General features: G+C 32.3%; 27 protein-coding genes. 2 read left to right on the top strand and 25 right to left on the bottom strand.

Annotation, left to right across the window (positions count from 1 at the left end; genetic code table 11):
• Window positions 1–142: 142 nt before the first annotated feature.
• Entirely contained in the window at window positions 143–508 is a 366-nt protein-coding gene (locus ACUUYC_RS05535) for a hypothetical protein (RefSeq protein WP_474264479.1), read from the bottom strand.
• A gap of 123 nt (window positions 509–631) precedes the next feature.
• On the opposite strand from ACUUYC_RS05535, the gene ACUUYC_RS05530 reads away from it, so the two are divergent.
• Window positions 632–1,642, top strand: coding sequence for an AraC family transcriptional regulator ligand-binding domain-containing protein (locus tag ACUUYC_RS05530; protein ID WP_474264478.1), 1,011 nt, complete (start codon window positions 632–634; stop codon window positions 1,640–1,642).
• Between the two features lie 32 nt (window positions 1,643–1,674).
• On the opposite strand, the gene ACUUYC_RS05525 is transcribed toward ACUUYC_RS05530, so the two are convergent.
• From ACUUYC_RS05525 to ACUUYC_RS05410, 24 genes are all read right to left on the bottom strand, one after another.
• Complete coding sequence (locus ACUUYC_RS05525; protein WP_474264477.1) at window positions 1,675–2,733, bottom strand: DUF4241 domain-containing protein; 1,059 nt, start codon at window positions 2,731–2,733, stop codon at window positions 1,675–1,677.
• Window positions 2,734–2,745: 12 nt separating this feature from the next.
• Window positions 2,746–3,174 (bottom strand): VOC family protein, encoded by a 429-nt coding sequence (locus ACUUYC_RS05520; RefSeq protein ID WP_474264476.1) that lies wholly within the window; start codon window positions 3,172–3,174, stop codon window positions 2,746–2,748.
• A 24-nt stretch (window positions 3,175–3,198) separates the two neighbouring features.
• Window positions 3,199–3,639, bottom strand: a complete 441-nt coding sequence (locus ACUUYC_RS05515; protein WP_474264475.1) for a hypothetical protein — start codon at window positions 3,637–3,639, stop codon at window positions 3,199–3,201.
• A 3-nt stretch (window positions 3,640–3,642) separates the two neighbouring features.
• Window positions 3,643–3,960, bottom strand: coding sequence for a hypothetical protein (locus tag ACUUYC_RS05510; protein ID WP_474264474.1), 318 nt, complete (start codon window positions 3,958–3,960; stop codon window positions 3,643–3,645).
• A 37-nt stretch (window positions 3,961–3,997) separates the two neighbouring features.
• The gene (locus ACUUYC_RS05505) at window positions 3,998–4,576 is read right to left on the bottom strand and encodes a hypothetical protein (RefSeq protein ID WP_474264473.1); all 579 of its coding nucleotides are present in this window, start codon (window positions 4,574–4,576) and stop codon (window positions 3,998–4,000) included.
• 65 nt (window positions 4,577–4,641) lie between these two features.
• A complete protein-coding gene (locus tag ACUUYC_RS05500; protein WP_474264472.1) occupies window positions 4,642–5,031 on the bottom strand; it encodes a hypothetical protein in 390 nt (129 codons plus the stop codon).
• Between the two features lie 56 nt (window positions 5,032–5,087).
• Complete coding sequence (locus tag ACUUYC_RS05495) at window positions 5,088–5,405, bottom strand: hypothetical protein (RefSeq protein ID WP_474264471.1); 318 nt, start codon at window positions 5,403–5,405, stop codon at window positions 5,088–5,090.
• A gap of 87 nt (window positions 5,406–5,492) precedes the next feature.
• The gene (locus ACUUYC_RS05490; RefSeq protein ID WP_474264470.1) at window positions 5,493–5,978 is read right to left on the bottom strand and encodes a hypothetical protein; all 486 of its coding nucleotides are present in this window, start codon (window positions 5,976–5,978) and stop codon (window positions 5,493–5,495) included.
• Window positions 5,979–6,201: 223 nt separating this feature from the next.
• Window positions 6,202–6,549, bottom strand: coding sequence for a hypothetical protein (locus ACUUYC_RS05485; protein ID WP_474264469.1), 348 nt, complete (start codon window positions 6,547–6,549; stop codon window positions 6,202–6,204).
• A 172-nt stretch (window positions 6,550–6,721) separates the two neighbouring features.
• Window positions 6,722–7,165: a hypothetical protein gene (locus ACUUYC_RS05480; RefSeq protein WP_474264468.1), complete on the bottom strand. Its 444-nt coding sequence runs from the start codon at window positions 7,163–7,165 to the stop codon at window positions 6,722–6,724.
• A gap of 120 nt (window positions 7,166–7,285) precedes the next feature.
• Window positions 7,286–7,777 (bottom strand): hypothetical protein, encoded by a 492-nt coding sequence (locus tag ACUUYC_RS05475; protein WP_474264467.1) that lies wholly within the window; start codon window positions 7,775–7,777, stop codon window positions 7,286–7,288.
• A 51-nt stretch (window positions 7,778–7,828) separates the two neighbouring features.
• Window positions 7,829–8,209 carry a hypothetical protein gene (locus ACUUYC_RS05470; protein WP_474264466.1) on the bottom strand — a complete coding sequence of 127 codons (381 nt, stop codon included), beginning with the start codon at window positions 8,207–8,209 and terminating at the stop codon, window positions 7,829–7,831.
• 234 nt (window positions 8,210–8,443) lie between these two features.
• Window positions 8,444–9,292 (bottom strand): hypothetical protein, encoded by an 849-nt coding sequence (locus ACUUYC_RS05465; RefSeq protein WP_474264465.1) that lies wholly within the window; start codon window positions 9,290–9,292, stop codon window positions 8,444–8,446.
• Window positions 9,293–9,413: 121 nt separating this feature from the next.
• Window positions 9,414–11,558, bottom strand: a complete 2,145-nt coding sequence (locus ACUUYC_RS05460; protein ID WP_474264464.1) for a restriction endonuclease — start codon at window positions 11,556–11,558, stop codon at window positions 9,414–9,416.
• Between the two features lie 140 nt (window positions 11,559–11,698).
• Entirely contained in the window at window positions 11,699–13,162 is a 1,464-nt protein-coding gene (locus ACUUYC_RS05455; protein WP_474264463.1) for a PIN-like domain-containing protein, read from the bottom strand.
• 255 nt (window positions 13,163–13,417) lie between these two features.
• Window positions 13,418–13,795 (bottom strand): DUF2200 domain-containing protein, encoded by a 378-nt coding sequence (locus tag ACUUYC_RS05450; RefSeq protein ID WP_474264462.1) that lies wholly within the window; start codon window positions 13,793–13,795, stop codon window positions 13,418–13,420.
• Between the two features lie 589 nt (window positions 13,796–14,384).
• Window positions 14,385–15,209, bottom strand: a complete 825-nt coding sequence (locus ACUUYC_RS05445; protein WP_474264461.1) for a class I SAM-dependent methyltransferase — start codon at window positions 15,207–15,209, stop codon at window positions 14,385–14,387.
• 19 nt (window positions 15,210–15,228) lie between these two features.
• Window positions 15,229–15,663, bottom strand: a complete 435-nt coding sequence (locus ACUUYC_RS05440) for a hypothetical protein (protein ID WP_474264460.1) — start codon at window positions 15,661–15,663, stop codon at window positions 15,229–15,231.
• Window positions 15,664–15,806: 143 nt separating this feature from the next.
• On the bottom strand, window positions 15,807–16,463 hold the full coding sequence (trhA, locus tag ACUUYC_RS05435) for a PAQR family membrane homeostasis protein TrhA (RefSeq protein WP_474264459.1): 657 nt from the start codon (window positions 16,461–16,463) through the stop codon (window positions 15,807–15,809).
• A gap of 611 nt (window positions 16,464–17,074) precedes the next feature.
• Entirely contained in the window at window positions 17,075–18,967 is a 1,893-nt protein-coding gene (serA, locus tag ACUUYC_RS05430; protein ID WP_474264458.1) for a phosphoglycerate dehydrogenase, read from the bottom strand.
• A 252-nt stretch (window positions 18,968–19,219) separates the two neighbouring features.
• Window positions 19,220–20,335 (bottom strand): 3-isopropylmalate dehydrogenase, encoded by a 1,116-nt coding sequence (gene leuB / locus ACUUYC_RS05425; protein ID WP_474264457.1) that lies wholly within the window; start codon window positions 20,333–20,335, stop codon window positions 19,220–19,222.
• A 2-nt stretch (window positions 20,336–20,337) separates the two neighbouring features.
• The gene (gene leuD / locus ACUUYC_RS05420; RefSeq protein ID WP_474264456.1) at window positions 20,338–20,922 is read right to left on the bottom strand and encodes a 3-isopropylmalate dehydratase small subunit; all 585 of its coding nucleotides are present in this window, start codon (window positions 20,920–20,922) and stop codon (window positions 20,338–20,340) included.
• Window positions 20,923–20,933: 11 nt separating this feature from the next.
• Window positions 20,934–22,325 carry a 3-isopropylmalate dehydratase large subunit gene (gene leuC / locus ACUUYC_RS05415; RefSeq protein ID WP_474264455.1) on the bottom strand — a complete coding sequence of 464 codons (1,392 nt, stop codon included), beginning with the start codon at window positions 22,323–22,325 and terminating at the stop codon, window positions 20,934–20,936.
• 9 nt (window positions 22,326–22,334) lie between these two features.
• On the bottom strand, window positions 22,335–23,507 hold the full coding sequence (locus ACUUYC_RS05410; protein ID WP_474264454.1) for a 2-isopropylmalate synthase: 1,173 nt from the start codon (window positions 23,505–23,507) through the stop codon (window positions 22,335–22,337).
• Window positions 23,508–23,666: 159 nt separating this feature from the next.
• On the opposite strand from ACUUYC_RS05410, the gene ACUUYC_RS05405 reads away from it, so the two are divergent.
• On the top strand, window positions 23,667–25,211 hold the full coding sequence (locus tag ACUUYC_RS05405) for a hypothetical protein (protein WP_474264453.1): 1,545 nt from the start codon (window positions 23,667–23,669) through the stop codon (window positions 25,209–25,211).
• Window positions 25,212–25,254 lie beyond the last annotated feature (43 nt).

The raw sequence follows: 25,254 nt of genomic DNA, 5'->3' as shown, positions 1-25,254 counted from the left end.
AATAGAATATGAGAAAAGGCTATAACTCACAATCATATTTTTTAGTACACCATTACCTTCTTATAAACTTATGAATGATTTCTCATCATTAATGAAGTCATATAAACAAAATTTGCAATGAATTATAGCCAATAACTAGTAATTACAATTTGTATTTGTATTGTTGCTTTGCAAACCAACCAACAATACAAGCAATTATTCCAATCAACCAATATCCTTTTGTAGATAGTGTGAAAAGTTGAAAAACAATTAGAATTCCACTACCAACAACCCATAAAATATCTAACACTATAATTAGGGAGATGAGGTTTTTATTTTTTAAATAATATTTAATAATGAATAGAATACAACTAGCAAATACAATCAAATTGATTCCAAGGCTAGGTAGCACACTTGCATTGTGAAAGCCTAAAAACGTTTGTAGAAATTGATTTGCAAAGAGTAAGCACAATCCACTTGTTATAGAGAATATAGCATTACAGTATAACCAAAACTTTAAGTTTTCCATTTGCTTTATCTTTTGTACAAAGAAACAATCAGTATCTATGAATTTTATACTGTTTTACGACAATCAGTTACGATAATGCGACACGTATTTTATTCCTGATAATACTTTGTGTACTTTTAAAGTATGAATGAAAAAGTAATCGCAAAAACAGTATTTATTAGTTATTTGAGTTATGCGGAAAAATTGAATATCGACACAGCAAAACTCATTCAAAGTGAAGTTAGTACTATGGATAACGACTTTGTTTCGTTTGAACAATTTGCGCTTTTAATACGGTTGCTTGTTCAAAAAACAGAGAATCAAAATTTAGGACTCTTTTTTGGCGAACAATCTAATATGGCAGCACTTGGTATTGTTGGGCAGCTGATACAAACCAGTAATTCTATTGGGAATGGCATTGAGCAGGCATTATTTGCCTTTAATTTGATTAGTAATGTAATTACATTACGATTTGAAAAAACGAGTACAACCTTTAAATTATATTTTGAAATTGAAAGAAAGGTTAAAGAAAAATATCCAATTGCTTGTAAACAATTAATCATAAGCTCGATGACTTTTGTATACAAAGAAATTTATTTTTTAACCTTAAAAAAATACCATCCTACGTATGCAGTATTCGAATTTGAAATTGATAATGTTTCATTGTATGAACGAATATTTCATTGTACAATAGCTTCAAAAAACGAACAGACTTTTATAGAGTTCTCTTCTGAGATTCTTGATGAAAAAATTGTATATGCCGATTATGAATTGTTTGTACACTTAGAGAAATTAGTTTGTAAACGTTTGTCTTCACAAACAGAAAAAACAGAAAAAATATCTGATGTTGTAAGAGAGATTATTTATAAATTATTAGATCCTGATTTTCCAAGATTGAATACCGTAGCAAATCATTTACATATATCAGAACGTGCTTTGCAGCGTAAACTCAAAAAGGAAAATACAACATATAGCCAACTATTAAATGAACTCAAAAAAAGTATGGCTACAGAATATTTAGCATCAACAAGTAGTATTAAAGAAATTAGTTATTTGCTTGGTTACTCTAACCCAAGTGCTTTTGTAAATGCTTTTAAAGGTTGGTATAAAATTTCTCCATCTGTATATAGGCACGAACTTGCAATAAAAAATTAAAATATGTACTTAGATAAACTTTAAGAATACTATCAACTAAAACTAACTTCAATATCATCATCCAGACTCAGCAGATATACACTTGTAAAAACTGTTGCAACTAATTCCGTTGCGCGTTCAGTATCCTTTCCTAATACCTTATTATAAATTTGATGTTCAAAAGAAAAGTTTTCAGCAGTAGCGATTAATTTCAAAAATTTTTTGTCTTGATCGGAAAGGCTATGTGTTGGTAAATCAAACAATAAATCGTTGTTTTGAGTAAGTGCAAATTGCACAAATTTTTCTGTACGCTTGCATTGAAAAATGACAAAACTATCTGAAGGCATCGTTAGTAATTGCTTCAATGCTTTTTGAACTCTATCTTTTAACATCATAGCTTCTTCTTCATCATTAGTTACAAAGAAATCTAGTGCCAACTCTACAATCTCATTTTGTGCATTCAATCCCCAATATGCAGGATAATGCCCATCGCCCCAACCTGAAGAATGAATGATCATATTTCCTTTAAAATTTTTATCTGGAGTATGATTTGTCCAATCGCCATCATCAGAACTATACTTGCTTTTTGAAGAATCGGCTACCATTTCTTCATATAACACATTATCATAATAATTGAAATGTTCACTGCTAGCGTATAATTCGGTCAATCTTTTTAGGTATACATTATGTGTTTCTTCGTCAGCAAAAAATGCCAAACCTGCATCTACTGGAAACCCTAAAAATTCACCTGGCTTTAGTTCTTGTACTGTTTTAACCTCATCACCTTCGGTTAATGCTAAAATCCAGCGTGTTGCTTTTTCTTGTTTAAATTTTATCTTCGAATAGGCTATTCGGTAATGATTTTCACTTTGTTGTTTAAAATACAAATTCACAGGATACGTGCCTAGTTCAACCGTTTTTACAAAGGGTTTCGTATGATCAGATATAAACGGGTCGGCTGAAACAATTTTCCCGCTAGGTAAATAAATATCACCAACATTGTGCTCAATAAGTTCCTTAGAATTCATTAGAAACTCCACGTCGCACGGAATTTCTAGATCTTCTAAACGTGCTTGTTTTTTTGGTTTTTTAAAAAAATCAAATAATCCCATATATCTTTTTGTTTATACTTCTTCTATTGTATTTCCTGCTTCGTCCAATTCTAAGAATGGATTAAAGGCAATTTCCCATAAGTTTTCATCCGGATCAGCAATATAACCACTATAGCCGCCCCAAAAAACTTCTTCAGGTTGTTTTACAACTTTTACACCTTTGTTTGCCAAAGTAGTAATAACTTCATCTACTTCTTCTTTGCTTCGTGTATTGTAGGCAAGTGTAAAAGCTTTAAACCCTGAACCAGTAGGATCAACAGTTGCATCTTCGGCAAGTTTGTCTTTTGGATATAAAGAAAGTAACAATCCATTCAATTGAAAAAACGAAATACTTTCATTGCTCGATTTCATCTTTTCCCAGCCAAACTTTTCTTCATAAAAAGCATTGGAAACTTCTAAGTTTGTAACTCCTAATCCGATGATGGTAACACGTTGTTGCATGATTTTTGGTATATTTTGATTGAATTAAAAAACGATTGGTAAAACCTCATCACCTTCGTCACTTTCATAAATTTTTAAAGTGCCTAGAGGATGAATAGATTTCAACTTGAATTCTGCTAGAGCTTCTAAAACTACACCATAAAGATATATATCTTCGTCCAAATCTTCATCTGCTTGAAAGGTGAGAAACGTAACCACTGCATAACCACAAGTATCTAAAACTTCGTCCTTTTCAGGATTGTACCAATGACAAGAAACATAACTATTAGTTCCATTAAAATATAATAAGAGATTTCGAAATTCCGTTGGAATCAATGATACGTTGTTGAGTTGAAAGTTAATGATTTTGGCAATTTCATTATAAATCTTTTCTTTCTCAATCGGAACTTCTGAATCCGTATCATAAAGTGGCGCATCTATTGCTGCTACTTTTGCTTTAAGTTCTTGTAAAGAGTTAAATTTCATAATTTAAATAGCTGAAAGATTACCGTTTATTAGATGTTTCCATAGATCAAAAGCAACAACTGAGGTTACATTTTCTATTCTTCTATATTCAAGTTCTTCTTCCATGTCTGCATTGTTATATACGGTATATAAAGCAAATCCACCTGAATAGACATCTAAGGTGTATAATTTTCCTTTTTCACTTCCGCAGGTAATCCAAGCGTTTGGATGTTCGTCATCTTTTGCTTCAAATAGAAGTGCTAAAGCAGCTTTTAATTGTTCGTCTGTTGGATTGCTAGTACCTTCTCCTAAATAATCTGTAAGACTAAACCATTCGTGCATATGTGTTGTTTTTTTAATGAGGTTGTATTATGTTTTTTTATTTTAAAACTGTCGTTAGATAAACAATTCCAAAGATCCAACCAATATACAAAAATGTATATCCAAATGTATACATAGCGGCAATTCCGATATCACCTTTGGTTTGCGAAACTTTCGAGAATACGAGTCGCATGGCTCTAAAAAACACCCAATACAACATCGCTAAAATGATAAAAAGTGAAAACCAAAAAATGGCTTCGAGCACTATAAGTAGAATGATAAATAAAATAGTCATTCCAATCCATAAAAGTACAGACAAAATAAGACCCGCAATTCCATCGTCAACCTCAACCGTTGGCATCTCTATACTTGGTGCAGTATTTCCAATAATATCACCTTTTTTAAAGTTTCGATACTTTGGAAAATTATTAATCAATTTAACTCCTTTGTATAATCCGTAAGTTAAAAACAGAAACAGTGTAGCAGCTATAATTCCTAACGATATATAGAAATTAGAAGTAATACTTCGATGATAATTGATTCCTGTAAAATATACCGTAAGTGCCGTTATAGCAATAACGATTAACGAAACAATAAAAACGGACTTTCCTTTTAGGTATGTTTTGTTGGGTTTCATGAAAAGGAAGATAGGTAATTTCTTTGAAGTTGGAATATTGGTCTTGTGGTTTTTTGTGGATGGTTTTATATTTCATCCAGTAATTCCAATTCGGTTTTCGCATTGGTCCTTATCAAAACTTTCAATTCCGATATAGATTTTCCAGCTATAGTATCAGAATCCGAATTTTCAACCCGTTTCAACATTGTAATTGTCATAAGAGAAGGCTTTTTCATCAAAGAATCATAAAGTTTCTGTTCATATTCCAGCGTTTCCAATCCGTGTAAAATTGTCCAAAAAACTCCTGCACCATCGTCAGTTGGATTTTTTTCAAATATTCTGAAAAGAGCATCAATTCCAATTTCGAGATTTCCGCTTTCCCATAATTCAGTTACTAATTCGTCTAATTGCAACCAATTTCCATCATCACTTTCGTACGATTCTATTTCCGATATTATTTCTTTTGCTTGACGCATTTCTCAAATGTGCTATAACGTATTTGGTTATGCTAATGTAGTTGACTGGCAGTTTTTTACTTTAAGAACACCTTGTTAATAATATTTCCAGTTTTATAATTCAATTTTAAGTCAAATCCACTGTGAGTTCCTGCGTGTACAAAACTATCTTTGATATATACATTCACGATTCCATCATATTGCGTTTCACTATTAAGCAATCCACCAATTGCCCATTTAACTTTTAAATCATTTGAATCTATACCTAATAGATTAATATCATTACTCGACGTTATGTTGGTCTCAATAATTATGAGCAACATATCTTCATAAAGTAATTCCCATTTTCTTTTTCCGTCAAAGTTTCGATACTCTTGTCCAATCAATTTCTCCATAAAGATTTCAGGTCATTTCAAATTATATACAACGGTCTCGGCTATGAGTAGTAGCATGTCGAAAGCTGCTATTGCTTATAGATCTTCTTAACTATCGTTTTTTAGTTTATTTATTATTACATCCTTATCCAATTTGGAACAAAGAGCGAATCTTAGTTTGAAATCTGTTTCCTTAAAGTATTTCAAGTTATCCAAAATGGACGGAATTCCATCTGGAAAATCAATAACGCCAAAAGTTTTGTGACCGTGATCTATGCTACCTATCGGTACAATACCATTCCAAATATTTTGCGTAATTATAGCATCAATTTCATTACCACCTTTATCTGAGCTCAAATCTATTAAATAATCATATTTCTTTGGAAGAGCTGTATCGCAGTATCCATAACCATTATAGGACAGAAGTTCATTATCTGTTTTTTGCCAATTTAAATATCTTTTAATCTCTACGGTGTTTTTGTCTCCACTTCCAAAAGAATTTATTTGTTCCCAATTTGGTAGATCACTCAACCTTACAAAGCCAAATATCGGTAGGAACTTTTCATCAGGTCGACAATCTTTTTCTAATAGCATATTTTCTATGACAGTTAACGTGTTCGTGTATGATTTCGTTGCGTGTTTCAGCAACTAATTTAGCAAAGAAAAACGTGCTAGAGAAAATTTCGCAGGAATTTTCCAAGTAGGCAATTAGCAAATAACTATACACATCTTTGTTGTAAGCTGGCTATTTCTGTGGATGACTTTTTTCTTTTTTACAGCTGATTATAATTAAAATAAGGAATAGAAAAATAATTTTTCACCATAAATGAGGTTTAGCAAAGTAGAGCCAGCCACACCACAAAGTCCAGAAGCAACTAAATAAAAGTCCGATTGTAAAAAATATAATTCGAAACCTTTTTAGTCCAATTTTGTTTTTCAGATAGTACCAATCAAACAATTCTAGTAAATTTCCTAATGAGTAGAAAATATTTGCTCCAATTCCCCAAATTATAATTCCGATTGTGTCGTCTATAGTCCAAGAATATTCACCTCTTGAAAGTCCATCATAGATTCCAAAAATTCCAAAAAGCCCGACAGCAACGTTGTAAATCCATCTTTTAGATTCCCACCATTTAATGTTCGATTTTAGTTCTTCTATTGTCATTTTCTAAAATTAATCACAACGGATTGTGTATGATTTCGTTGCGTGTTTTATACACTAAAGTTAGCAAATAAATCACAGATAGAAAGTCTTCGCGGACTTTCGTAAGTACGCCATAACTAGCAATTAATTTAATACAGTGTTGTAGCCAGTTTTTTTATCAATTCTTTTTTTGCTAAAAGATGTTCTTTATCACAAACTTCACATCATTGTAAATGCATTCTTCTCCAATAATTTTGCCTTCTAAACATTTAAATAATGGTGCATTCATTGAAACCCCAACAAATTGCTTGTTATCGTATTCAAAAGGTAATATGGAAGTCGCTACAATTAGAAAAATGTTATTTGTTTCAATAATTGCTCCAAGCTCAACTGTTGATTTAGGTTCGAAGTTTATGTTTTTTAAAGCCTTTAAATTCTTCTCTTGTATTTGGGCATGTTTATCCAATTTTCTAGAGATGTTGTTCATGGCATTTAATTGCGATTCATCTCCTTTATCAATTATTTGATCACATGCACGTCCATTTCCGCACAAGTATTCAGAATAGTTGAGGTCACTTTGGTCAACTTTGGCGAACTCCTGTTGAATGAGGTGATTTTTAATTTCAAGTTTATTCATAATGAGTCACTGATTTAACTTAAATGGATAATTTATGGTATTGTTGTATTTTTTAGGTTGTTGTAAACTAATTAGTTAGTCAGTTTGCTACAAAGTTCCAGCTATGGTTTGTTGCGTGGTTTAATTATCTCTGGTAAATTCCATTGTCCAGTTTATTTCCCACTCTTTTACTTTTTCATCAAAATATGCTTGTTCCCAAAGAGCTGTATTTTCAGATTTCTTTTTCCAAGTAAACCTTAATTTGTATTCTTTTCCTTGATATAATTCTTTGCCGTAAAATTCTCCAATTCCATTTTTAAACTCTCCAATCACTTGCTCTTTTAAATAGTTTTCAGGACTTGAAGTGTCAGCCCAATATATTGTCCAAATATTTGTTTTTGGATTAACCATTCTAATGCTAAATCCGATAAAGTCGTCTCCATAATGAGATGATTTCATTTCGTCCATTAAACCTAACCCATTAAGAAATGGTTTTGTTTCCATTTTGGCGGGAAATTCTATCCATTCATTACATTCTATTAGTCTTTCTTTAAGCTTTCTGTTAAGTACATTCCATTTCCCTATTAAAAAGTCAAAGTTTTGAATTTCGATAAGAGTATTATTTATGTTCATATTAAATTTATTTCAGGATATTTTAGGTATTATACAGATTGTTGTCCACAGTTATTTTTCCATTCGGCTAAATTCAATTTGTTCAGATTCGCAATTACCTAAATCAGTCCTTCCCCAAACGTATTCAGTTATATTTTCACAGTCAACATAAATTTTTCCGTTTCTGATTATCAAATTCTTAAGTTTTGGTCTTTCAGAAGGTGGAAAGTCGCTTTCCAATTCGGTAATTAATATTTCATTCTCTCTAATGTCAATAGTTCCGTTTACTGACATTTCACGATTTTGTTTTTCCGCAAGAGTTTCTCCAGAGATATCCATTGGCCATTCATCTACCACAAAGAATTGTATTGAGTCCATTTCGAAACTTATCCAAAGCGCATAGAACAAATCATTATTTCCCGCTTTAAATTGTCCTCCGTTTTTGAATTCCACTTCCTTACAATTTTGAAGCAATAACGTCAACAGTAATATTGCTAAAGTTTTTTTCATATGCGGTTTGTTTTAATTGTGTGCAACGTGTTTGTGTATGGTTTGTTACGTAGTTTAAGCACCTAATTTAGTAAATAAAAACAGAATCCCATACGATGTTAACTTTAGAAGTATTTTAGTGAAAATTAATTAAAATTCACTTGTTTTTCACCTCAGTTCTTTGTTGTAGCTAGTTTTTTAATGTTCAATACAATCACAATCTGTATCTCCATAATAACCATTTTTTCGTTTTTCCTCTTTTATTTTTCTATATGTTATTGTATCAGTTATAATTGGTTTTTTCCAACCTATATTTTTATTTGGATTCTTTTGTTTAATTAAAACAATAATTTTGTCATTCAACTTTTTTAATGGTAATACTTTACAATCACTCCCATTTTCTGATGTTCCAAATTGATTTGATTTATTTAGAAGTTGGAACCCAAACTTCATTCTTTCATTATTATTACTAATTATCGGTATTCTAAAATTATAAGAATTATTTACTTTTCCGTTAATGTAATTATCTTTCGAAGTACAAGCTGTGTCAATTCTTATAATAGTATTATTTAGTAATTCAAATTCATTTTTGTCTGGTAGAAATAAAATTCTGTCGTAATCAATAATATTATCATTTGTATAATTTTTTGGATAGAAAACAATCAAAATAGTTGTTAGGAAAATAAAGTTTGAGATAAATAATTGACTTTTTATTTTTTTTTGAAACCATTTTCTAAATATCAAAACTTGAAAATATGTAATGATTATAAATGTGATTATAAGAGATATTACCAGCCAAGGTTCTTCTTTTTTTTCGGCACTAAAAATAGCTATATGAAGATTTTTTTCAATTGATAATCTATATAAAATTAATATTGATATATAAAAGAAAGAGTTTAGAATAATCGATTTCCCTAATCTGTTATTCGTTCCTTTTAAAATAAAAAACGAAAATATTGTAGAAATTATTAACCCGATTATAAGATATAAATGAATATCTAAAATCGTTTCAATTCCTTGGTTAAGGTGATATGTTGTTTCGTTCATCAAATTAGCTACAACGTGTTTGTATATGGTTTGTTGCGTAGTTTAGCACGTAATTTAGCAAATAAAAACCGGATAGAAAATCTGCGAGAATTTTCGTAAGTAGGTTATAACCAGCAATAAATTATATACGGTGTTGTGTGCTGTGCATAACTTCTTTGTAATGTCTTTTAAGGTATTTTGGGCTTCCTATTCTTTCTATAATTTCACTTACATCAGAAGTGATACTAATTCCAAACATCTTGAATAAGGAAGTTACTGCCATATCTTTTGCATATTCGTAATTAGAGTATTCTAGAGCGTTTAGAATTAAACTCTTAGTTTGTTTTTCATTTCGCCTTCCCAAGTATGTAATAGCTTTAGCTAATTCTTTTCCATTTACTTTGTCATAATTTTCTAATACCATTATTAAGGTTTCTGTTAATATATCTTTTTCCTTATGGCTTACATTTTCCCAGCCAAATAAATTAAATAAATAGTATTGATAATCTGCAAGTTTTTCGGCAGGGATTTCTTGATGCCTCAAAAATGTTCCTACTTCAACAGATGTAGTAATAGGGATTTTTTCGCCTCTTTCAATTTTTCGTTTTAAAAGGCAAGAAAGGAAATATTCCATAAAAGAGTTATGAATAAACTTATAATTCCCATTGGAATCTCTGTTAAGAAAAGAGCAAGTGCGAATTTCTTTTTCTAGAGCAGTTAAGAAATCATTATTACTTATTTGCTCGGTAAAGCTTTCTTTTATTGGAAGAGGTAATTTTTTATAGCTTATTGTAGTGGTTTCAGAATTATTTATTTCTAAAGCAAGTTCTTCCATAAATAATCTTTTTCCTTCTTCATTTATTACTGAATTCCAATCCTCCCTAGCTAGCCAAATGTCTGTATAAAGCTTATAAAGTTCACATATGTTTATTTTATCGGATAATAATATTTTATCCTTAGTAACTGCAATCATTTGCAGAAGAAGAGGTCTTTTTGCTAAATCCGAAAGGTTGTATGTTGTTTCGATTTTTTTCCATAAGTCGATATATCTATCAGAATGTTTTTTTAAAAACCATAATATTTGCACGTTTCCAAATTCATTAATATAGACTTTTTTAAAATCTTTTTTCCAATTAATCTTGGCTCCATACTTACTGTTCGTATCATCAGATAACAACTTTTTTTCATGAAGTACAGATTCAAAATAGTGAGTTCTGCAAGTTAAAATCACATTGGTCTTTTTTGAATTGATTCCACAAATTACTTTTAGATTCTCTACAGTTTCTCTTTTTGAACCAGTTGAAGCCATTTCATCAAAACCGTCAAAAATCAATAAAATTTTTCTAGTTTCAATCAGCTTATTAAATAATGAAAAGTTATTTAGATTTAAGTCATATTTATTAATTAGAACATCTTTAATAAGCGTTTGAATATTATTTATGTTTCGATAATCTCTTAAAGAAATAAATATTGGGATAGGATTGTTGAGCTTATTTTCAAGGCATTTTTTAGCCAATTTATAAGTCAAATTCAATACAAATGATGATTTGCCAATCCCAAAATCTCCTAATATGGCTAAATAATTTTGTTCATCATTACTTAACCATTCTTCAACGAAAGCTTCTATAGGCTTCTCATCAATTATTTTTCTGTTTTCTTTATTATTAAGAGCAAAATATTCTTCTAATAAAAAATCATTGTAATCAAATTGTAAATCTTCATCATCAGATAAGTTATCATCATCAAAATAAGGAATATATGGGATAGATATATCATATTGGATTTCATCTGAACAGGTTGATTCGATATAATATTTTTTTAAGTCCGCTCTTTCCATTATGTCTATAAGAAAAGAGTTTTTGTTCTTTACTATTTCATCATAATTTTCATATTCATAAACAACTCTTTTTAAATACTTATCAAAATTAACCACGTTTGAGAGTAATTCTTCAGATGTAAGTAATTGTATTTTTGAGTCTTTAGCAATTAATTTTGCAGAAGTAGTATAGTCTTGATTTGTTACAATAATACCATAGTCTGCTAATCCTTTTTGGAAAATGTTGTGACAAAAACCACTAAATTCGTTTACAATTTCATTTCCTATTTTACCTGAAGACCTATATTTACATTCTACTACTATCTTATTTTTAATTTTGCTTCCTGGGATTTCGAATTGCAAATAGACATCAACTTGTTGCCCACTAATTGATACGTTGTGTTCGACTTCATAACCTAAAAGAGAGAAGAGTTCTGCAATTTCTTTTTCAAATTCTATTCCTTTTTTCATTTAGTTTATATTTCTCAGCATTGCACACAACGGTTTTGTATAAGATTAGTTGCGTTGTTTAAGCAACTAATTTAGCAAATACAAACCGAATAGAAAATCCGAGAGGACTTTCGTAAGTAAGCTATAACTAGCAATTAATTTTATACGTTGTTGGCAGTAGTATTTTCAGTTTCAAATATTTTTTGTGAATTCGAAACATCGTAAAATTTTGTTCCTTCTTCGTTCGTATAACCAATTATCAAATTAAAGTCCCTTTGGTTTAACTTAAAAAGTTTTGATGGATTCTTTCTAGTTATATGAGCTGAAATATTCTCTGCAATGCTTCTATCTTGACAAACAATTATTTGTGTTAGGTAATTTAGGTTGTAGGCAGTTATCAAAATATCCTTTTTTAGTAAAACCTCTTTTAAGGGTTTGAGCAATGAAGTGTATCTTGATCCTCTACCTTTATATATAGAAAAGCCTATTCGTTCATTATCTTCATTTAAAACGACGTAATCTAATCCTTCTGACTTCTCTTTATCTCCATCATCGTAAGTTGTGAATATTCTCCAGTCGAAATTATTTTCAATCCAAATTCCGATTGCTTCATCATCAAATTCATGAGATTTGGCTTTATAAACACTTTTTACTTCCTCAATGGTAGAGTCATCAATTTTGAATTTTAATATCTCCTTAATCTTATAGAGGAAATCATTTGAGTTATACATCCAGAATTTTTGCGCACTTTGAGAAGAGAATTCGTTTATTAACTCATATCTTGGAATCTGTGTGTTTTTTTTACCATCAAATTTCCACCAATCCCTTTTATTATCATTAGTAACTAGTATTATAGATGCATTTTTTTCTTTAGCATATATGAGTATTTGTTTCCAAAAAATTAAATCTCCATACTTTTGAAATCCTTCTTTTTCATCAAAATCCTCATAGCCAGGTGGTATTTGGTTTCTATATCTTAATTCACCCTCTTTAACTATTTCTAATAATTGGTTGTACCCAAGTTCTTTACCAATTTTAAAATATTTATCAAAATTTATTTTTATTGAATCTTTAGATTTAATCCCTTCAATTATTTTGATTTTCTTTTCAATATCTTTTTCAAGTTTCTCTCTAAATTTACTAAGTTCTTTATCTGTAGAGGTTAGATAATTATTAAGTAAATCTATACGTTTTTCTAAATCATTAAAATAGTTATCTTCAAAATAAGGATGTTTGTCACTTTTTTTTGTTTTTTGAATTAGAGTTTTTAATTGACCTTTTGCAAAAGAAACTTCCTTTTTCTGAAACTTTTTTACAATTGATAATATTTCATCAAAATGCCCATTGTCTTTATTTCCGGAATGTTTAGTTAACAAGTTTTTATACGAGTCTATAGGTTTGGTCATAACCTTTTCTCTATTTTTCATAAATTCAAACGATACTTGGAATGGAATCCAAAGGCGATTTTTGATTTTTTTAAAAACGGTATTAAAAATCTCATCACGAGTATGTTCCGAATAGTAATAGAAGTCTAATATGGAAGAAGCATCAAAAATTATTATAGAATTTTTAAAAAGCTCTTTCTCTTCTTTAGAGTCTATTTGATATTTTTCGAATGAGTTCATTTATTTATATTGCTGCCAACGTAGATATAATAAACATATGTTCATTATACAACTTGTATAATATTTCAATAAAGGTAAGACATTAATTACAGCTATACAATGAGGTTTTCCGTAACACTTCGACAAAGTATACCTTGAGTTTCGTTGAAAGGCTCAGTAGAAGTACTTTGGTAATAGTTATCGTTCTTTAACTTATATATAATGGTTTGGCTAAACTCCGTTTTAATGCAGTTTCGGTTTTGTTAGCATTGGTTTTTACTTTTTTTCTTTACGCAAAATCTTCTCCATTTTACGCCCTTTTGCCAATTCATCAATCAGCTTTTCCATGCGTCTACATTGTTTATACACTTCAAATTCATCTGCTATCTCTTCAATTCGATAACCACAAACAACTCCTTTAATCATATGTGCATTGAGATGGATTTTTGCTTTTTCAAAAAACGTTCTAAACGTTACTTTCTCTGCAATAAGTGTTTGTAATTTATCTTCATCAAAACCAGTAAACCACTCTAGTACCTGATGGAACTCTTCTCTTGTTCTGCCATGCTTTTCCAATCTATTCCAGTAAAGAGGATAAATAGATGCAAATATCATATTGGCAACCTTTTCATTTTTTTCAGCTGTAACTTTCATTTTTAGTTGATTTCTAATTGATTGGTGCTAACGTATGTATAACAGGAACTTTTCGTCTAAATTCCTGTTATTTCCTCTAAAAATAATACAAATAGTACAATTGTGCAATGTGGTTTACCTAGGGTTTAATCAATTAGGGCAGCATAAGCACCAGTGAAGCAAGCTACTATTCGTTAATTCTACAAAACAGATTGCTTCGTCGGAACTCCTTGCAATGACGTAAAAAGAAGTGTTTTACGAAATCCGCAACATAACCATCACTTTTATATGTTTTATTGAAGAATTCATAATAAAAACGTTTCCGAAACGGTCTCGCAGCAATGCGGCAAGCTTTCGGGAGTTCAGGGGACGCTCCTGCGGTTCTGTAACAAGCTCCCCTGAGTTCAGGGAATGCCATTACAACTTTGCAGGAAGCTTCTCTGAATGTTGGAAACGTTCTCGCAGACCTGCGGCAAGCTTTCCGACGCGTTTGAAACCGTCTCGCAGTGCTGCAGGAAGCTTTCCAACGCATTTTATTTTGTCTCGCAACTGTGCGAGGCGCTTTATTTAATGTTAGTTCAATGCGAAAATGAGCTTTTGTAAACCACTTTTATTTTTTATAAACACCACTTTTAAGTTCTAATGCACCATTTTTTAAATGAGCTAGAAGATTCATTAATTTTGGTTTTGTCGTTTCGCCCATGAGGACATTAAGTCCTATTCTTGGAGGTCCAAATTCTTTTAATCTAGCAACGAGCGCATCAAAAAATTCAATTCCAGCTTGGGTTTGGTTCGTTGATTGTTCTTTTGTAAAGCCAAGTTCTTTCAAAAAACCATCCATCTCTTCAGCTTTAAATAAGAAACTAAGATTTGCATTGCTAGCCCAAGGCATCGGGTAACTGACTTCACCATCTCCTTTTTTTAGGATATCGTAAAAGAGAAAATATCCACCAGTTTTTAATACTCTGTTTATTTCTGAATAAAACTTTTTCTTGTCTGGGATATTCATTTGAACGTGCTGTGTCCAAACAATGTCAAAAGTGTTATCCTTAAAAGGAAGTTCGGTTGCGTTTCCTTGTATAAAAGTTGTTTTAGTACTTAGCTGTACGAGTTCGGATAATTTATTGGCTGTTCGGATATATTCATTGCTAAGGTCTATTCCTGTAACTTGACAATTATATTCGTCTGCAAGCATTCTACAAGGTCCTCCTAATCCACAACCTACGTCCAAAACAGTAAGTCCGTTTAATTCAATGCTATTGGCGAGCTCTTTAGAGACTGCTGCTCCACGTACGTGAAACTCATCAACACCTGCAATGTCAGTTCTCTTTACACTATTGAGCGCAATGTTTTGTTCTTTAAGACGCTTGATAATATCCTCATAAAGTCCTTTTTTGAGATAATGATTCTCGATGTTCTGGTGTAAACTTTCCATTTTATACGATTTAATGAGTTCAATTGTTGTGTGCAGTAGTTTTATTCAGAGGTTTCATTTTCCATAGTATCCAACTAATAAAAAATAAAATCAGAATTATTGAAATTGATATACAAATATTTTTGAGGCGCCAAAAAGAACTTGGTGCATAATCACGATTTAAATCAGCTAGAAAATTAAAAATCACTTTGTAAGTTGTCCAAATCGAATAGAATACTGAAAACCCGAAAGCACCAATCCATACTATTTTTCTATTCAGTACTATTGGTGCTGCTAGTAGTAGTGTAGGCACAATAATTATAGTCAACATATCCACTCTAAAAGGGCTGAAGTCATATTTGTATTTTACAAAATCGAGACCGACAAATAACCATAAGAGTAAAATTACGAAATAGATAAGACGTTGAATTTTATCTTTTTTAAGGTATTCAGAGATGTGTTTTTCAGTTTTCACAATTGTTGTTTAGCATTATGTATACACGCTGGTATTCTTATTAAAGATAAGGTATTCAGTATAACTATACAATGTGTTTGGAGCGTTCTCGCAGATCTGCAATAAGCTTTCTGATAAAATAAATTATTGGTTTTTACTATAAACTACGTAATTGGCAACACATAATAATACACCGAAATAAAGTGAAAAATACTTCCTGCTAGTACAAAGACATGAAAGATAGCATGATTAAAAGGTAGTTTTTGAATACTATACAAAATAGCGCCAACTGTATACGCAATGCCACCAGCCATGAGCCAAAATAATCCTTCACTTGACAAATTTGCCATAAGTGGCTTTATTGCAAAAACAATAATCCAACCCATAAAAACATACATCATCGTAGAAAGTTTATCAAACTTGCCTGTAAAGAAGAGTTTTAGTGTAATTCCAACCGCGGCAAATGCCCAAACGGTTCCGAAAATAATCCAGCCAGTTGTGCCTTCTAAGGTAATAAGTGCAAAAGGTGTATAGGTTCCTGCGATAAGCAGATATATAGCTGCATGATCAAATACACGTAATCGATTCCGCAGCGTAGCTTTAGTTGCTTTGTGATATAAAGTAGAAGCTAGGTATAGTACTATGATGCTCAATCCGTAAATCGAAAAACTTACCAAATGGATTGTTTCACCATTTTGAACGGAATGTTGTATTAAAAATACCAACGCAATGATACCTAAAATTACACCCAAGCCATGCGAAAGGATATTTAGTTTTTCTTCTAATGGAGAATAGTATACTGCTTCTTTTTCTGGTTTCAAAAAGTTATTGTTTAGGAGTTATGATCGTCTCTTCGAGTGATTCGCCAAAGCGAATTGTATCGAGAAGTAAAAGTAAGTGATAATATTAATAGTTATAAAATTAGATCTCGATACAATTTTTTCATTTCAAATTCTTTTTCAATGTAAAAACCACTCGATCTGACGCTCATAACTGTCTATACGCTATCTGCGAAGCGATCTAGAATCTTTATTCTTCCTGAAAATATTTATAAGTATTTGTCATTCCGCACTTGTTGCGGAATCTATTTTGTTATTATATGGATTCCTGCCTGCGCAGGAATGACAATCTATATTCTATGAGCAAAGCGACCTTGGCTCTTCCTAAAATGATTATTTATAAGTATTTGTCATTCCGCACTTGTTGTGGAATCCACTTTGTTATTATATGGATTCCTGCCTGCGCAGGAATGACAATCTATACGCTATCAGCGAAGCGATCTAGAATCTTTATTCTTCCTGAAAAATTATTTATAAGTATTTGTCATTCCGCACTTGTTGCGGAATCTATTTTGTTATTATATGGATTCCTGCCTGCGCAGGAATGACAATTTATATTCTATGAGCAAAGCGATCTTGAATCTTGACTCTTCCTAATACAACACTCTAAACTTAATTGTATTTTCTATCTTCTTCAACGCCGACATTACCTTTTTGTTGTATTCCTTATCTACATCAACAATAACATATCCTACTTTGTTATCGGTTGATAAATATTGTCCTGTAATGTTTAGTTCGTACTTCGCCAATACTTTGTTGACTTTCGCCATAATTCCAGGAACATTTTTATGAATGTGCAAGAAACGGTGTGCATTGGTTTGTCGTGGCAAACGAATATTCGGGAAATTGACAGCATCAACGGTATTTCCAGAATTTACATATGCCATAATTTTATTCGGAACAAAATCAGCAATATCGCGTTGTGCTTCTTCCGTACTTCCACCAACATGCGGTGTTAAAATCATGTTATTCAAGCCTTTCAACGGTGTTTCAAAAGCACCATTGGCTCTTGGTTCTTGTGGATATACATCAACAGCTGCACCAGAAATCTTTTTAGATTCCATCGCTTCTTTGAGTGCTTCAATATTTACAACAAAACCTCTAGATAGGTTTATTAAAATAGCGCCATCTTTCATTTGGTCAAACTGTGTTTTGCCAAAGAAATCTCTGTTTGCAGCATTGTCATCTACGTGTAATGAAACCACATCCGAAATGGAAAGTAATTCTTTTAAAGAGTTGCATCTTTGTGCGTTTCCAAGTGCCAAACGATCTTCAATATCATAATAATAAACGTTCATTCCCATGGCTTCTGCTAAGACAGATAATTGTTTTCCGATATTTCCATATCCAACAATTCCAAGCTTCTTTCCACGAACTTCACGCGAACCTTTTGCCGTTTTATTCCATTGTCCGTTGTGCAATTCGGTACTTCTAGGAAATACACTTCGCATTAACATGATGATTTGTCCAATTGCCAATTCAACAACAGAACGCGTGTTGCTATACGGCGCATTAAATACTACAATTCCGTGTTCTTTACACGTATCTAAATCAATTTGCTTGGTTCCGATACAAAAAGCTCCGACGGCGAGTAGTTTTTTAGCAGCTTTAATAACTTTTGGTGTGACATGTGTTTTAGAACGAATTCCTAATACATGTACATCTTTTATTTTTTCGATTAAATCGTCTTCAGATAAACTATGCGATAATATTTCCACACTAAATCCGTCATCTGCCAAACGATCAAACGCATCAGAGTGAATGTTTTCGAGTAATAGTATTTTGATTCTGTTTTTTGGATAAGAAATGTTTCTTGGTAAATCATTTACAAATAAAAACTCATCCAAGTTTGGCGTTACATGATCCGCTTTATCTACAGCTTTATCTCTTGAAACATTTTCGGTAAACGCAAAAAACTTATCGGCAACACCAGCTTCACGCATTACATAATCACTGTAACCGTCGCCAATTACTTGAATTTCTCCTTCTAAATTCATGTCTTTTAAACATTGAATTTTTCCATTGTGATGTGATAAAATATTTTCTTGATCAAATCCTACGATATAACCATCTGCATCATATTCAAATGTATTTGCATACACACGATCTGCAGGAATATTATAATTTTTTACGATCGGATCGATGAATTCTTTAAATCCACATGAAATCACATAAATATCTTGAGAAAAGCTTTCAAAAAACTCTTTGTTGTTTTCGATAGATTTTGAAACTTCTTGCGATAATCTACGAATCAATTCGTCCAAGTTCGATTTGTGCGCATGCAATAATTTGATGCGTCGCTCTAAGGATTCTGTAAAGGAAATTTCACCATCAATTCCTAAGTTGGTGATTTCAATAATTTCTTCAATAATTTCGTCTTTCTTCGGATTATTTACCAAAGTAATTTCGGCTAAAACATCTAATGCTTCTACACTAGTAAGTGTACTATCGAAATCGAATACGTAATTTTTCTGAGCGGTTTCCATGTGATAATTATATAAGCGGTAAAAATATTAAAATCATTTCATTAGAACGATGCTTACAGTAAGATTCAATGAACAATTCTAATAATTTTGTTGATAAGAAGGTTTTGTGCTTTCAGATTGAAAGGAAAGGTGTTGATTTGTGATTTTTTAAATAGATTCTTGATCTAAATTTTTAAGATATTAATGACATTAGTAGAATTAAAAATATTCCCTTTCGGGCAAATCGAAAGGGAATATAGGCATGCTAAATCACTAAATTATGGTAGATTGTCCAACTCTGATATTTCCAGAGTTTATTTGTAATGTATCGACATTCTCGATAAATTCTTCTATAAATGTTCCTACGTTTTCTGTAGAATAGCCGCCGTTTGCGTTTAAATCAGGCGTGCAAATTTCTAAATCAATCGCGCGTTCTACAGCATCTCTTACCGTTTCGGCTTCTTCTATTAATCCGAAATGATCTAATAACATAGCTGCCGATAGGATGGAAGCAATTGGGTTGGCAATGCCTTTTCCTGTTGCTTGTGGATATGAACCGTGAATTGGCTCAAATAATGAATATTTATTTCCGATAGAAGCTGAGGCTAATAATCCAATAGAACCACCAATAACACTTGCTTCATCCGAAATGATATCACCAAACATGTTTTCGGTCAAAACCACATCAAATTGACTTGGGTTAAGTACCATTTGCATTGCGGCATTGTCTACAAATAGAAAATCTAACGCAACATCTGGATATTTTGGAGCCATAGCTGTGACTACTTTTCTCCACAAACGAGATGTTTCCAATACGTTTGCTTTGTCAACAAGTGTTAGTTTTTTGTTTCTATGTTGCGCAGCTTTGAAAGCCAAATGTGCCACGCGTTCTATTTCTTCTTTAGAATATTCGCATAGATCAGAAGCGCTGTTGCCGTCTTCACTGAGTGTTTTCTTTCCGAAGTAAATTCCACCAGTCAATTCGCGGTAAATCACTACATCAGTATCTTTGATAATTTCTTCTTTCAAAGGCGATTTGTCCAATAGTGTATCGTATGCTTTTACAGGACGAATGTTTGCGTATAAGCCTAATGATTTTCGCAAAGCTAATAAACCTTGTTCAGGACGTACTTTTGCTGAAGGATCATTATCGTATTTTGGATCACCAATGGCACCAAACAGAACAGCATCAGCGTCTAAACACAAATCCAATGTTTTTTGTGGCAATGGTTCGCCAGTTTCATCAATAGCAATAGCACCAACCAACGCTTCTTCAAAAGTGAAATTGTGCTGATACTTTTCGGCTATAGCCTTTATTATTTTTATAGATTGATTTGTGACTTCAGGTCCAATTCCATCGCCCGAAAGTACTGCAATGTGTAAGTTCATAATTAATAGATATGTTGTTGTTCAAACGCTTCAATTTTGTCAAGCTTACTGACTAAAAAGTCAATATCATCATAACCTTTTAGAAGACACATTTTTTTGTATGGATCAATTTCAAATGAAGTTTTATCTGCTCCAATAGAAAGTGTTTGTGCTTCTAAATTGACTTCTAATTGTGTTGTTGGATCGTTTTGTATAGTTTGTAATAGTGTTTCTAAAAATGAAGGCGTTACCTGAATTGGTAATACATGATTGTTTAAAGCATTTCCTTTGAAAATGTCTGCATAAAAGCTGGAAATAATTACGTTAAATCCAAAGTCTTTTAATGCCCAAGCTGCGTGTTCTCTACTTGAACCGCAACCAAAATTGTGTCCTGCAACCAATATGGAACCTGTATATTGTTTTTGATTCAATACAAAATCAGGATTGGCATTTCCATCTTTTTGAAAACGCCAATCTCTGAATAAGTTTTCACCGAAACCAGCTCGGTTTGTTGCTTTTAAAAAACGCGCAGGAATAATTTGATCGGTATCTATATTTTCTACAGGTAATGGATACGCTGTAGATGTAAATGTGTTAAATGTACTCATAGCTTATTTTTTTATACTTCTTCTAATACAGGAACGGTTACGTCTACAATTTCACCAGCAATCGCAGTTGCTGCTGCTACTAATGGACTTGCCAATAATGTGCGTGCGCCTTGTCCTTGTCTTCCTTCAAAGTTTCTGTTTGAGGTAGAAACACAGTATTCGCCATCAGGAATTTTATCATCGTTCATAGCCAAACATGCCGAACATCCTGGCTGACGAAGTTTGAAACCTGCTGCTTCAAATATGGTGTCTAAACCTTCTTCTTCTATTTGTTTTACCACCAATTGTGAACCTGGTACAAGCCAAGCATTAATATTTGGTGCTTTTTGTTTTCCTTTTACATAGTTTGCGGCAACTCTAAAATCTTCAATTCGTGAGTTGGTACAACTTCCGATAAAGACATAGTTTACTTTTTGCCCGACTAATGAAGCGCCTTTTTTGAAATTCATGTAATTCAATGATTTCTCTAAGTTCGCATCTTTTTCTTCCGGAATGTGTGCTGTTAATTTCATTCCCATGCCTGGATTTGTTCCAAACGTAATCATTGGTGTAATGTCGGAAGCATCAAATGTATATTCAGTGTCAAATTCTGCGGAAGCGTCCGTTTTCAACGTTTTCCAATACGCAACTTTTGCATCAAAATCAGCACCTTTAGGCGCAAACTTCTTATCTTTTACATAATTGAATGTTGTTTCATCTGGAGCAATCATTCCGCCACGTGCGCCCATTTCAATACTCATGTTACAAACTGTCATTCGTCCTTCCATAGACATGTTTTCAAATACATCGCCTGCAAATTCTATGAAATGTTGTGTTCCACTATCGGTTCCGAGTTTTGAAATGATATAGAGAATAACATCTTTTGGAAGTACGTTTTGTTGTAAATCACCATTCACCGTAATTCGCATCTTTTTTGGCTTCTTCAATAATAACGATTGACTTGCAAATACTTGTGCTACTTGGCTTGTTCCAATTCCGAAAGCAATAGCGCCAAAAGCACCATGTGTAGATGTATGACTGTCACCACAAACCATCGTCATTCCAGGTTGTGTGATTCCTAATTCGGGTGCCATTACATGTACAATTCCGTTGTATTTATGTCCAAGAGCATATAATTCTATGTTGTGCTCGTCACAGTTTTGTTGTAGTTGTTGTAGTTGGTTTCGTGATAATTCGTCTTTTACAGGTAAATGTTGATTTACCGTAGGCGTATTGTGATCCGCAGTTGCGACAATTTGTTTTGGTCTAAAAACTGGAATCTTTCTGTTTTTTAATTCATTAAAGGCTTGCGGACTCGTTACTTCATGAATTAAATGCTTGTCAATGTATAAGATTTGTGGACCATTTGGAATGCTGTCTACTACATGCGTGTCCCAAACTTTGTCGAATAATGTTTTTTTCATTAGTATGGATTAAGCGTACATTCTTTTAGAGACAGTACTTGTTTTTATAATTTGATGAATGTCTGTATCCGTAACTTCTTTGTGCTTGTCAGCAAAATGTAAAAAGTCAGCATATATTTTGTCTAGTTCTCTTTTGGTAAGATCGTATCCAACATTTTTTGCTCTATAGGCTAATGCAGCACGTCCGCTTCTTGCAGTTAATACAATTGAAGAAGTAGTTGCGCCAACATCAGTTGGGTTCATGATTTCGTATGTTTCTCTATTTTTAATTACACCATCTTGGTGAATTCCTGAGCTGTGCGCAAATGCATTTGTACCAACAATAGCTTTGTTTGGTTGTACTGGCATTCCCATCGTATCAGAAACTAATTGACTGATTTCTGTCAACATTTTTGAGTTGATGTTTGTGTTTAATTCTAAACTCGGATGTTGTTTTAAAATCATGGTTACTTCTTCCAACGAAGTATTTCCTGCACGTTCGCCAATTCCGTTGATGGTACATTCTATTTGGCGTGCACCATTTGTAACACCTGCAATTGAGTTTGCAGTAGCTAATCCTAAATCGTTATGACAATGACATGAAAGTATTGCGTTGTGGATTCCAGAAACGTTTTCTTTTAAGTATTTTATTTTTGCGCCATATTCATCTGGCAAACAATAACCTGTAGTATCTGGAATATTTAGTACCGTAGCACCAGCTTTTATAACAGCTTCACAAACTCTTGCCAAGAATTCGTTATCGCTTCTTCCTGCATCTTCTGCATAGAATTCTACATCTTCAACAAATGATTTTGCATATCTTACGGCAGCAACTGCACGTTCTATAATTTGATCAGGAGTTGCTTTGAATTTGTATTTCATGTGCGATTCGGATGTTCCGATTCCTGTATGAATTCGTGGTCTTTTCGCGTATGTTAGTGCTTCTGCGGCTACTTTTATATCATTTTCTACGGCTCTAGTGAGTCCGCAAACAGTTGCATTTTTTACCAGTTTGGCAATTTCTTGAACTGATTGGAAATCTCCTGGACTCGATACAGGAAATCCAGCTTCGATGACATCGACACCTAAAATGTCTAATTGGGTAGCGATCATCAACTTCTCAGCAGTATTTAATTTACAACCTGGAACTTGTTCACCGTCTCTTAATGTAGTATCAAAAATATGGACTCGATTTGAACTCATGTACGAATATTTTTAGCGTTTATTTCTTTTTATCCATACGAATGTATACTTTGTGTATTCGAAAGTGGATGATCTATTATTTGATTTTACACTAGCTAAAACCCTAAAAAAGTAATTTAAAATATTGATTGTCAGTATTTTAAAAAATAATTTTTTACAATGCCAAACCAACAAAAGGAATCATTATTTATTTTGATTAAATCATTGTCGAAATCCGAGAAGCGACAATTTAAGCTGTACGTTGGACGATTTGACGGAAATACGAATGCAAAGTTTTTAGCATTGTTTACTTTTTTAGACAAGAGCAATGTGTACGATGAACAAGCCATTTTGAAGAAGAATATTGTTACAAAACAACAATTGTCAAATTTGAAAGCAAACTTGTACAAACAGATTCTTAGAAGTTTGCGTTTGAATCCTGCACAACATAATATTCGCATCACTATTAGAGAACAACTCGATTATGCTACTATTTTATATAATAAAGGATTGTATTCGCAGAGTTTAAAGTTGCTTGACAAAGCCAAAGTACTTGCTTTAGAACACGAAGAAAAGAATATCGCATATGAAATTGTAGAACTCGAAAAAATTATTGAAACACAATACATTACACGAAGTATTTCTACACGTGCGGAAGAGTTAACGGCACAAGCAGAAGCCTTAAGTATTCAAAATACTTTAACGAGTCAACTTTCAAACTTATCGTTACAGTTGTATGGAATTTTACTAAAAGTTGGCTATGTAAAGAATGAAGAAGATCATGAAGAAGTAACTAAGTATTTTCATAATCGCTTGCCAAAGTTAGATTTGAATACACTCGGATTTAGAGAACGGTTATGGTTGTATAAAGCACATTTGTGGTATAGTTTTTTGACACAAGATTTTTTATCGTGTTATAAGTATGCTAATAAATGGGTAGATTTATTCAAGAAGTATCCTAAGATGATTGAGATTAACCCTGTGTTTTATTTGAAAGGAAATCACTATCTGCTTGAATCGTTATTTTATATAAAACATGAAGTAAAGTTTAAAGAAGTATTGCTTCAATTAGAGCAGGATATTGAACATGGCGTTATTCCACAGAATGATAATACAAGTGTATTGAGCTTTTTGTATGTGTATATGAATAAGCTGAATTATCACTTTTTAACAGGAACATTTAGTGAAGGACTGTATTTGGTAGACGAAGTGAATGAAAAGATTGCTGTTTTCGAGAATCGAATTGATCAGCATCACGTAATGATTTTCTATTATAAGATTGCTTCCTTGTATTTTGGAACAGGTGATAATAAGAATTGTATTTTGTATTTGCAGAAGATAATTAATGATAAATCGTTGAAAGTACGTGAAGATTTGTTATGCTTTTCCAGAATTTTGAATTTGGTAGCGCATTATGAATTAGGCTTGGATTACCATTTAGAGACACAACTAAAAAGCACCTATAAGTATTTGTTGAAGATGGACGACTTGCATGAAGTCCAAAAGGAAATGATTACCTTTTTGAAGGGTTTAGGTGATATATATCCGCATCAAATTAAGAATGCTTTCAAAGAGTTACATGCAAAGTTGAAACCTTTTGAGGATGATCCGTATGAGCGTAGAGCATTTTTGTATTTAGATGTTTTATCGTGGTTGGAAAGTAATATTGAAAATAAACCTGTTGCTGAGATTATTCAAGCGAAAGCGAAACAATTGATACGATAGTTTTTTAGACTTATCTGAGTTATAAATTATTGTCATTCCTCAC

Source organism: Kordia sp. E (assembly GCF_056033805.1).
Note: the sequence above shows the minus strand (reverse complement) of the source record. Positions and strands in the feature narration are given on the sequence as shown.

Excerpts from the sequence above, each read along its gene's own strand:
- ACUUYC_RS05535 (WP_474264479.1), bottom strand. The coding sequence starts at position 508 with ATGGAAAACTTAAAGTTTTGGTTATACTGTAATGCTATATTCTCTATA.
- ACUUYC_RS05530 (WP_474264478.1), top strand. The coding sequence starts at position 632 with ATGAATGAAAAAGTAATCGCAAAAACAGTATTTATTAGTTATTTGAGT.
- ACUUYC_RS05525 (WP_474264477.1), bottom strand. The coding sequence starts at position 2,733 with ATGGGATTATTTGATTTTTTTAAAAAACCAAAAAAACAAGCACGTTTA.
- ACUUYC_RS05520 (WP_474264476.1), bottom strand. The coding sequence starts at position 3,174 with ATGCAACAACGTGTTACCATCATCGGATTAGGAGTTACAAACTTAGAA.
- ACUUYC_RS05515 (WP_474264475.1), bottom strand. The coding sequence starts at position 3,639 with ATGAAATTTAACTCTTTACAAGAACTTAAAGCAAAAGTAGCAGCAATA.
- ACUUYC_RS05510 (WP_474264474.1), bottom strand. The coding sequence starts at position 3,960 with ATGCACGAATGGTTTAGTCTTACAGATTATTTAGGAGAAGGTACTAGC.
- ACUUYC_RS05505 (WP_474264473.1), bottom strand. The coding sequence starts at position 4,576 with ATGAAACCCAACAAAACATACCTAAAAGGAAAGTCCGTTTTTATTGTT.
- ACUUYC_RS05500 (WP_474264472.1), bottom strand. The coding sequence starts at position 5,031 with ATGCGTCAAGCAAAAGAAATAATATCGGAAATAGAATCGTACGAAAGT.
- ACUUYC_RS05495 (WP_474264471.1), bottom strand. The coding sequence starts at position 5,405 with ATGGAGAAATTGATTGGACAAGAGTATCGAAACTTTGACGGAAAAAGA.
- ACUUYC_RS05490 (WP_474264470.1), bottom strand. The coding sequence starts at position 5,978 with ATGCTATTAGAAAAAGATTGTCGACCTGATGAAAAGTTCCTACCGATA.
- ACUUYC_RS05485 (WP_474264469.1), bottom strand. The coding sequence starts at position 6,549 with ATGACAATAGAAGAACTAAAATCGAACATTAAATGGTGGGAATCTAAA.
- ACUUYC_RS05480 (WP_474264468.1), bottom strand. The coding sequence starts at position 7,165 with ATGAATAAACTTGAAATTAAAAATCACCTCATTCAACAGGAGTTCGCC.
- ACUUYC_RS05475 (WP_474264467.1), bottom strand. The coding sequence starts at position 7,777 with ATGAACATAAATAATACTCTTATCGAAATTCAAAACTTTGACTTTTTA.
- ACUUYC_RS05465 (WP_474264465.1), bottom strand. The coding sequence starts at position 9,292 with ATGAACGAAACAACATATCACCTTAACCAAGGAATTGAAACGATTTTA.
- ACUUYC_RS05460 (WP_474264464.1), bottom strand. The coding sequence starts at position 11,558 with ATGAAAAAAGGAATAGAATTTGAAAAAGAAATTGCAGAACTCTTCTCT.
- ACUUYC_RS05455 (WP_474264463.1), bottom strand. The coding sequence starts at position 13,162 with ATGAACTCATTCGAAAAATATCAAATAGACTCTAAAGAAGAGAAAGAG.
- ACUUYC_RS05450 (WP_474264462.1), bottom strand. The coding sequence starts at position 13,795 with ATGAAAGTTACAGCTGAAAAAAATGAAAAGGTTGCCAATATGATATTT.
- ACUUYC_RS05445 (WP_474264461.1), bottom strand. The coding sequence starts at position 15,209 with ATGGAAAGTTTACACCAGAACATCGAGAATCATTATCTCAAAAAAGGA.
- serA (WP_474264458.1), bottom strand. The coding sequence starts at position 18,967 with ATGGAAACCGCTCAGAAAAATTACGTATTCGATTTCGATAGTACACTT.
- leuB (WP_474264457.1), bottom strand. The coding sequence starts at position 20,335 with ATGAACTTACACATTGCAGTACTTTCGGGCGATGGAATTGGACCTGAA.
- leuD (WP_474264456.1), bottom strand. The coding sequence starts at position 20,922 with ATGAGTACATTTAACACATTTACATCTACAGCGTATCCATTACCTGTA.
- leuC (WP_474264455.1), bottom strand. The coding sequence starts at position 22,325 with ATGAAAAAAACATTATTCGACAAAGTTTGGGACACGCATGTAGTAGAC.
- ACUUYC_RS05410 (WP_474264454.1), bottom strand. The coding sequence starts at position 23,507 with ATGAGTTCAAATCGAGTCCATATTTTTGATACTACATTAAGAGACGGT.
- ACUUYC_RS05405 (WP_474264453.1), top strand. The coding sequence starts at position 23,667 with ATGCCAAACCAACAAAAGGAATCATTATTTATTTTGATTAAATCATTG.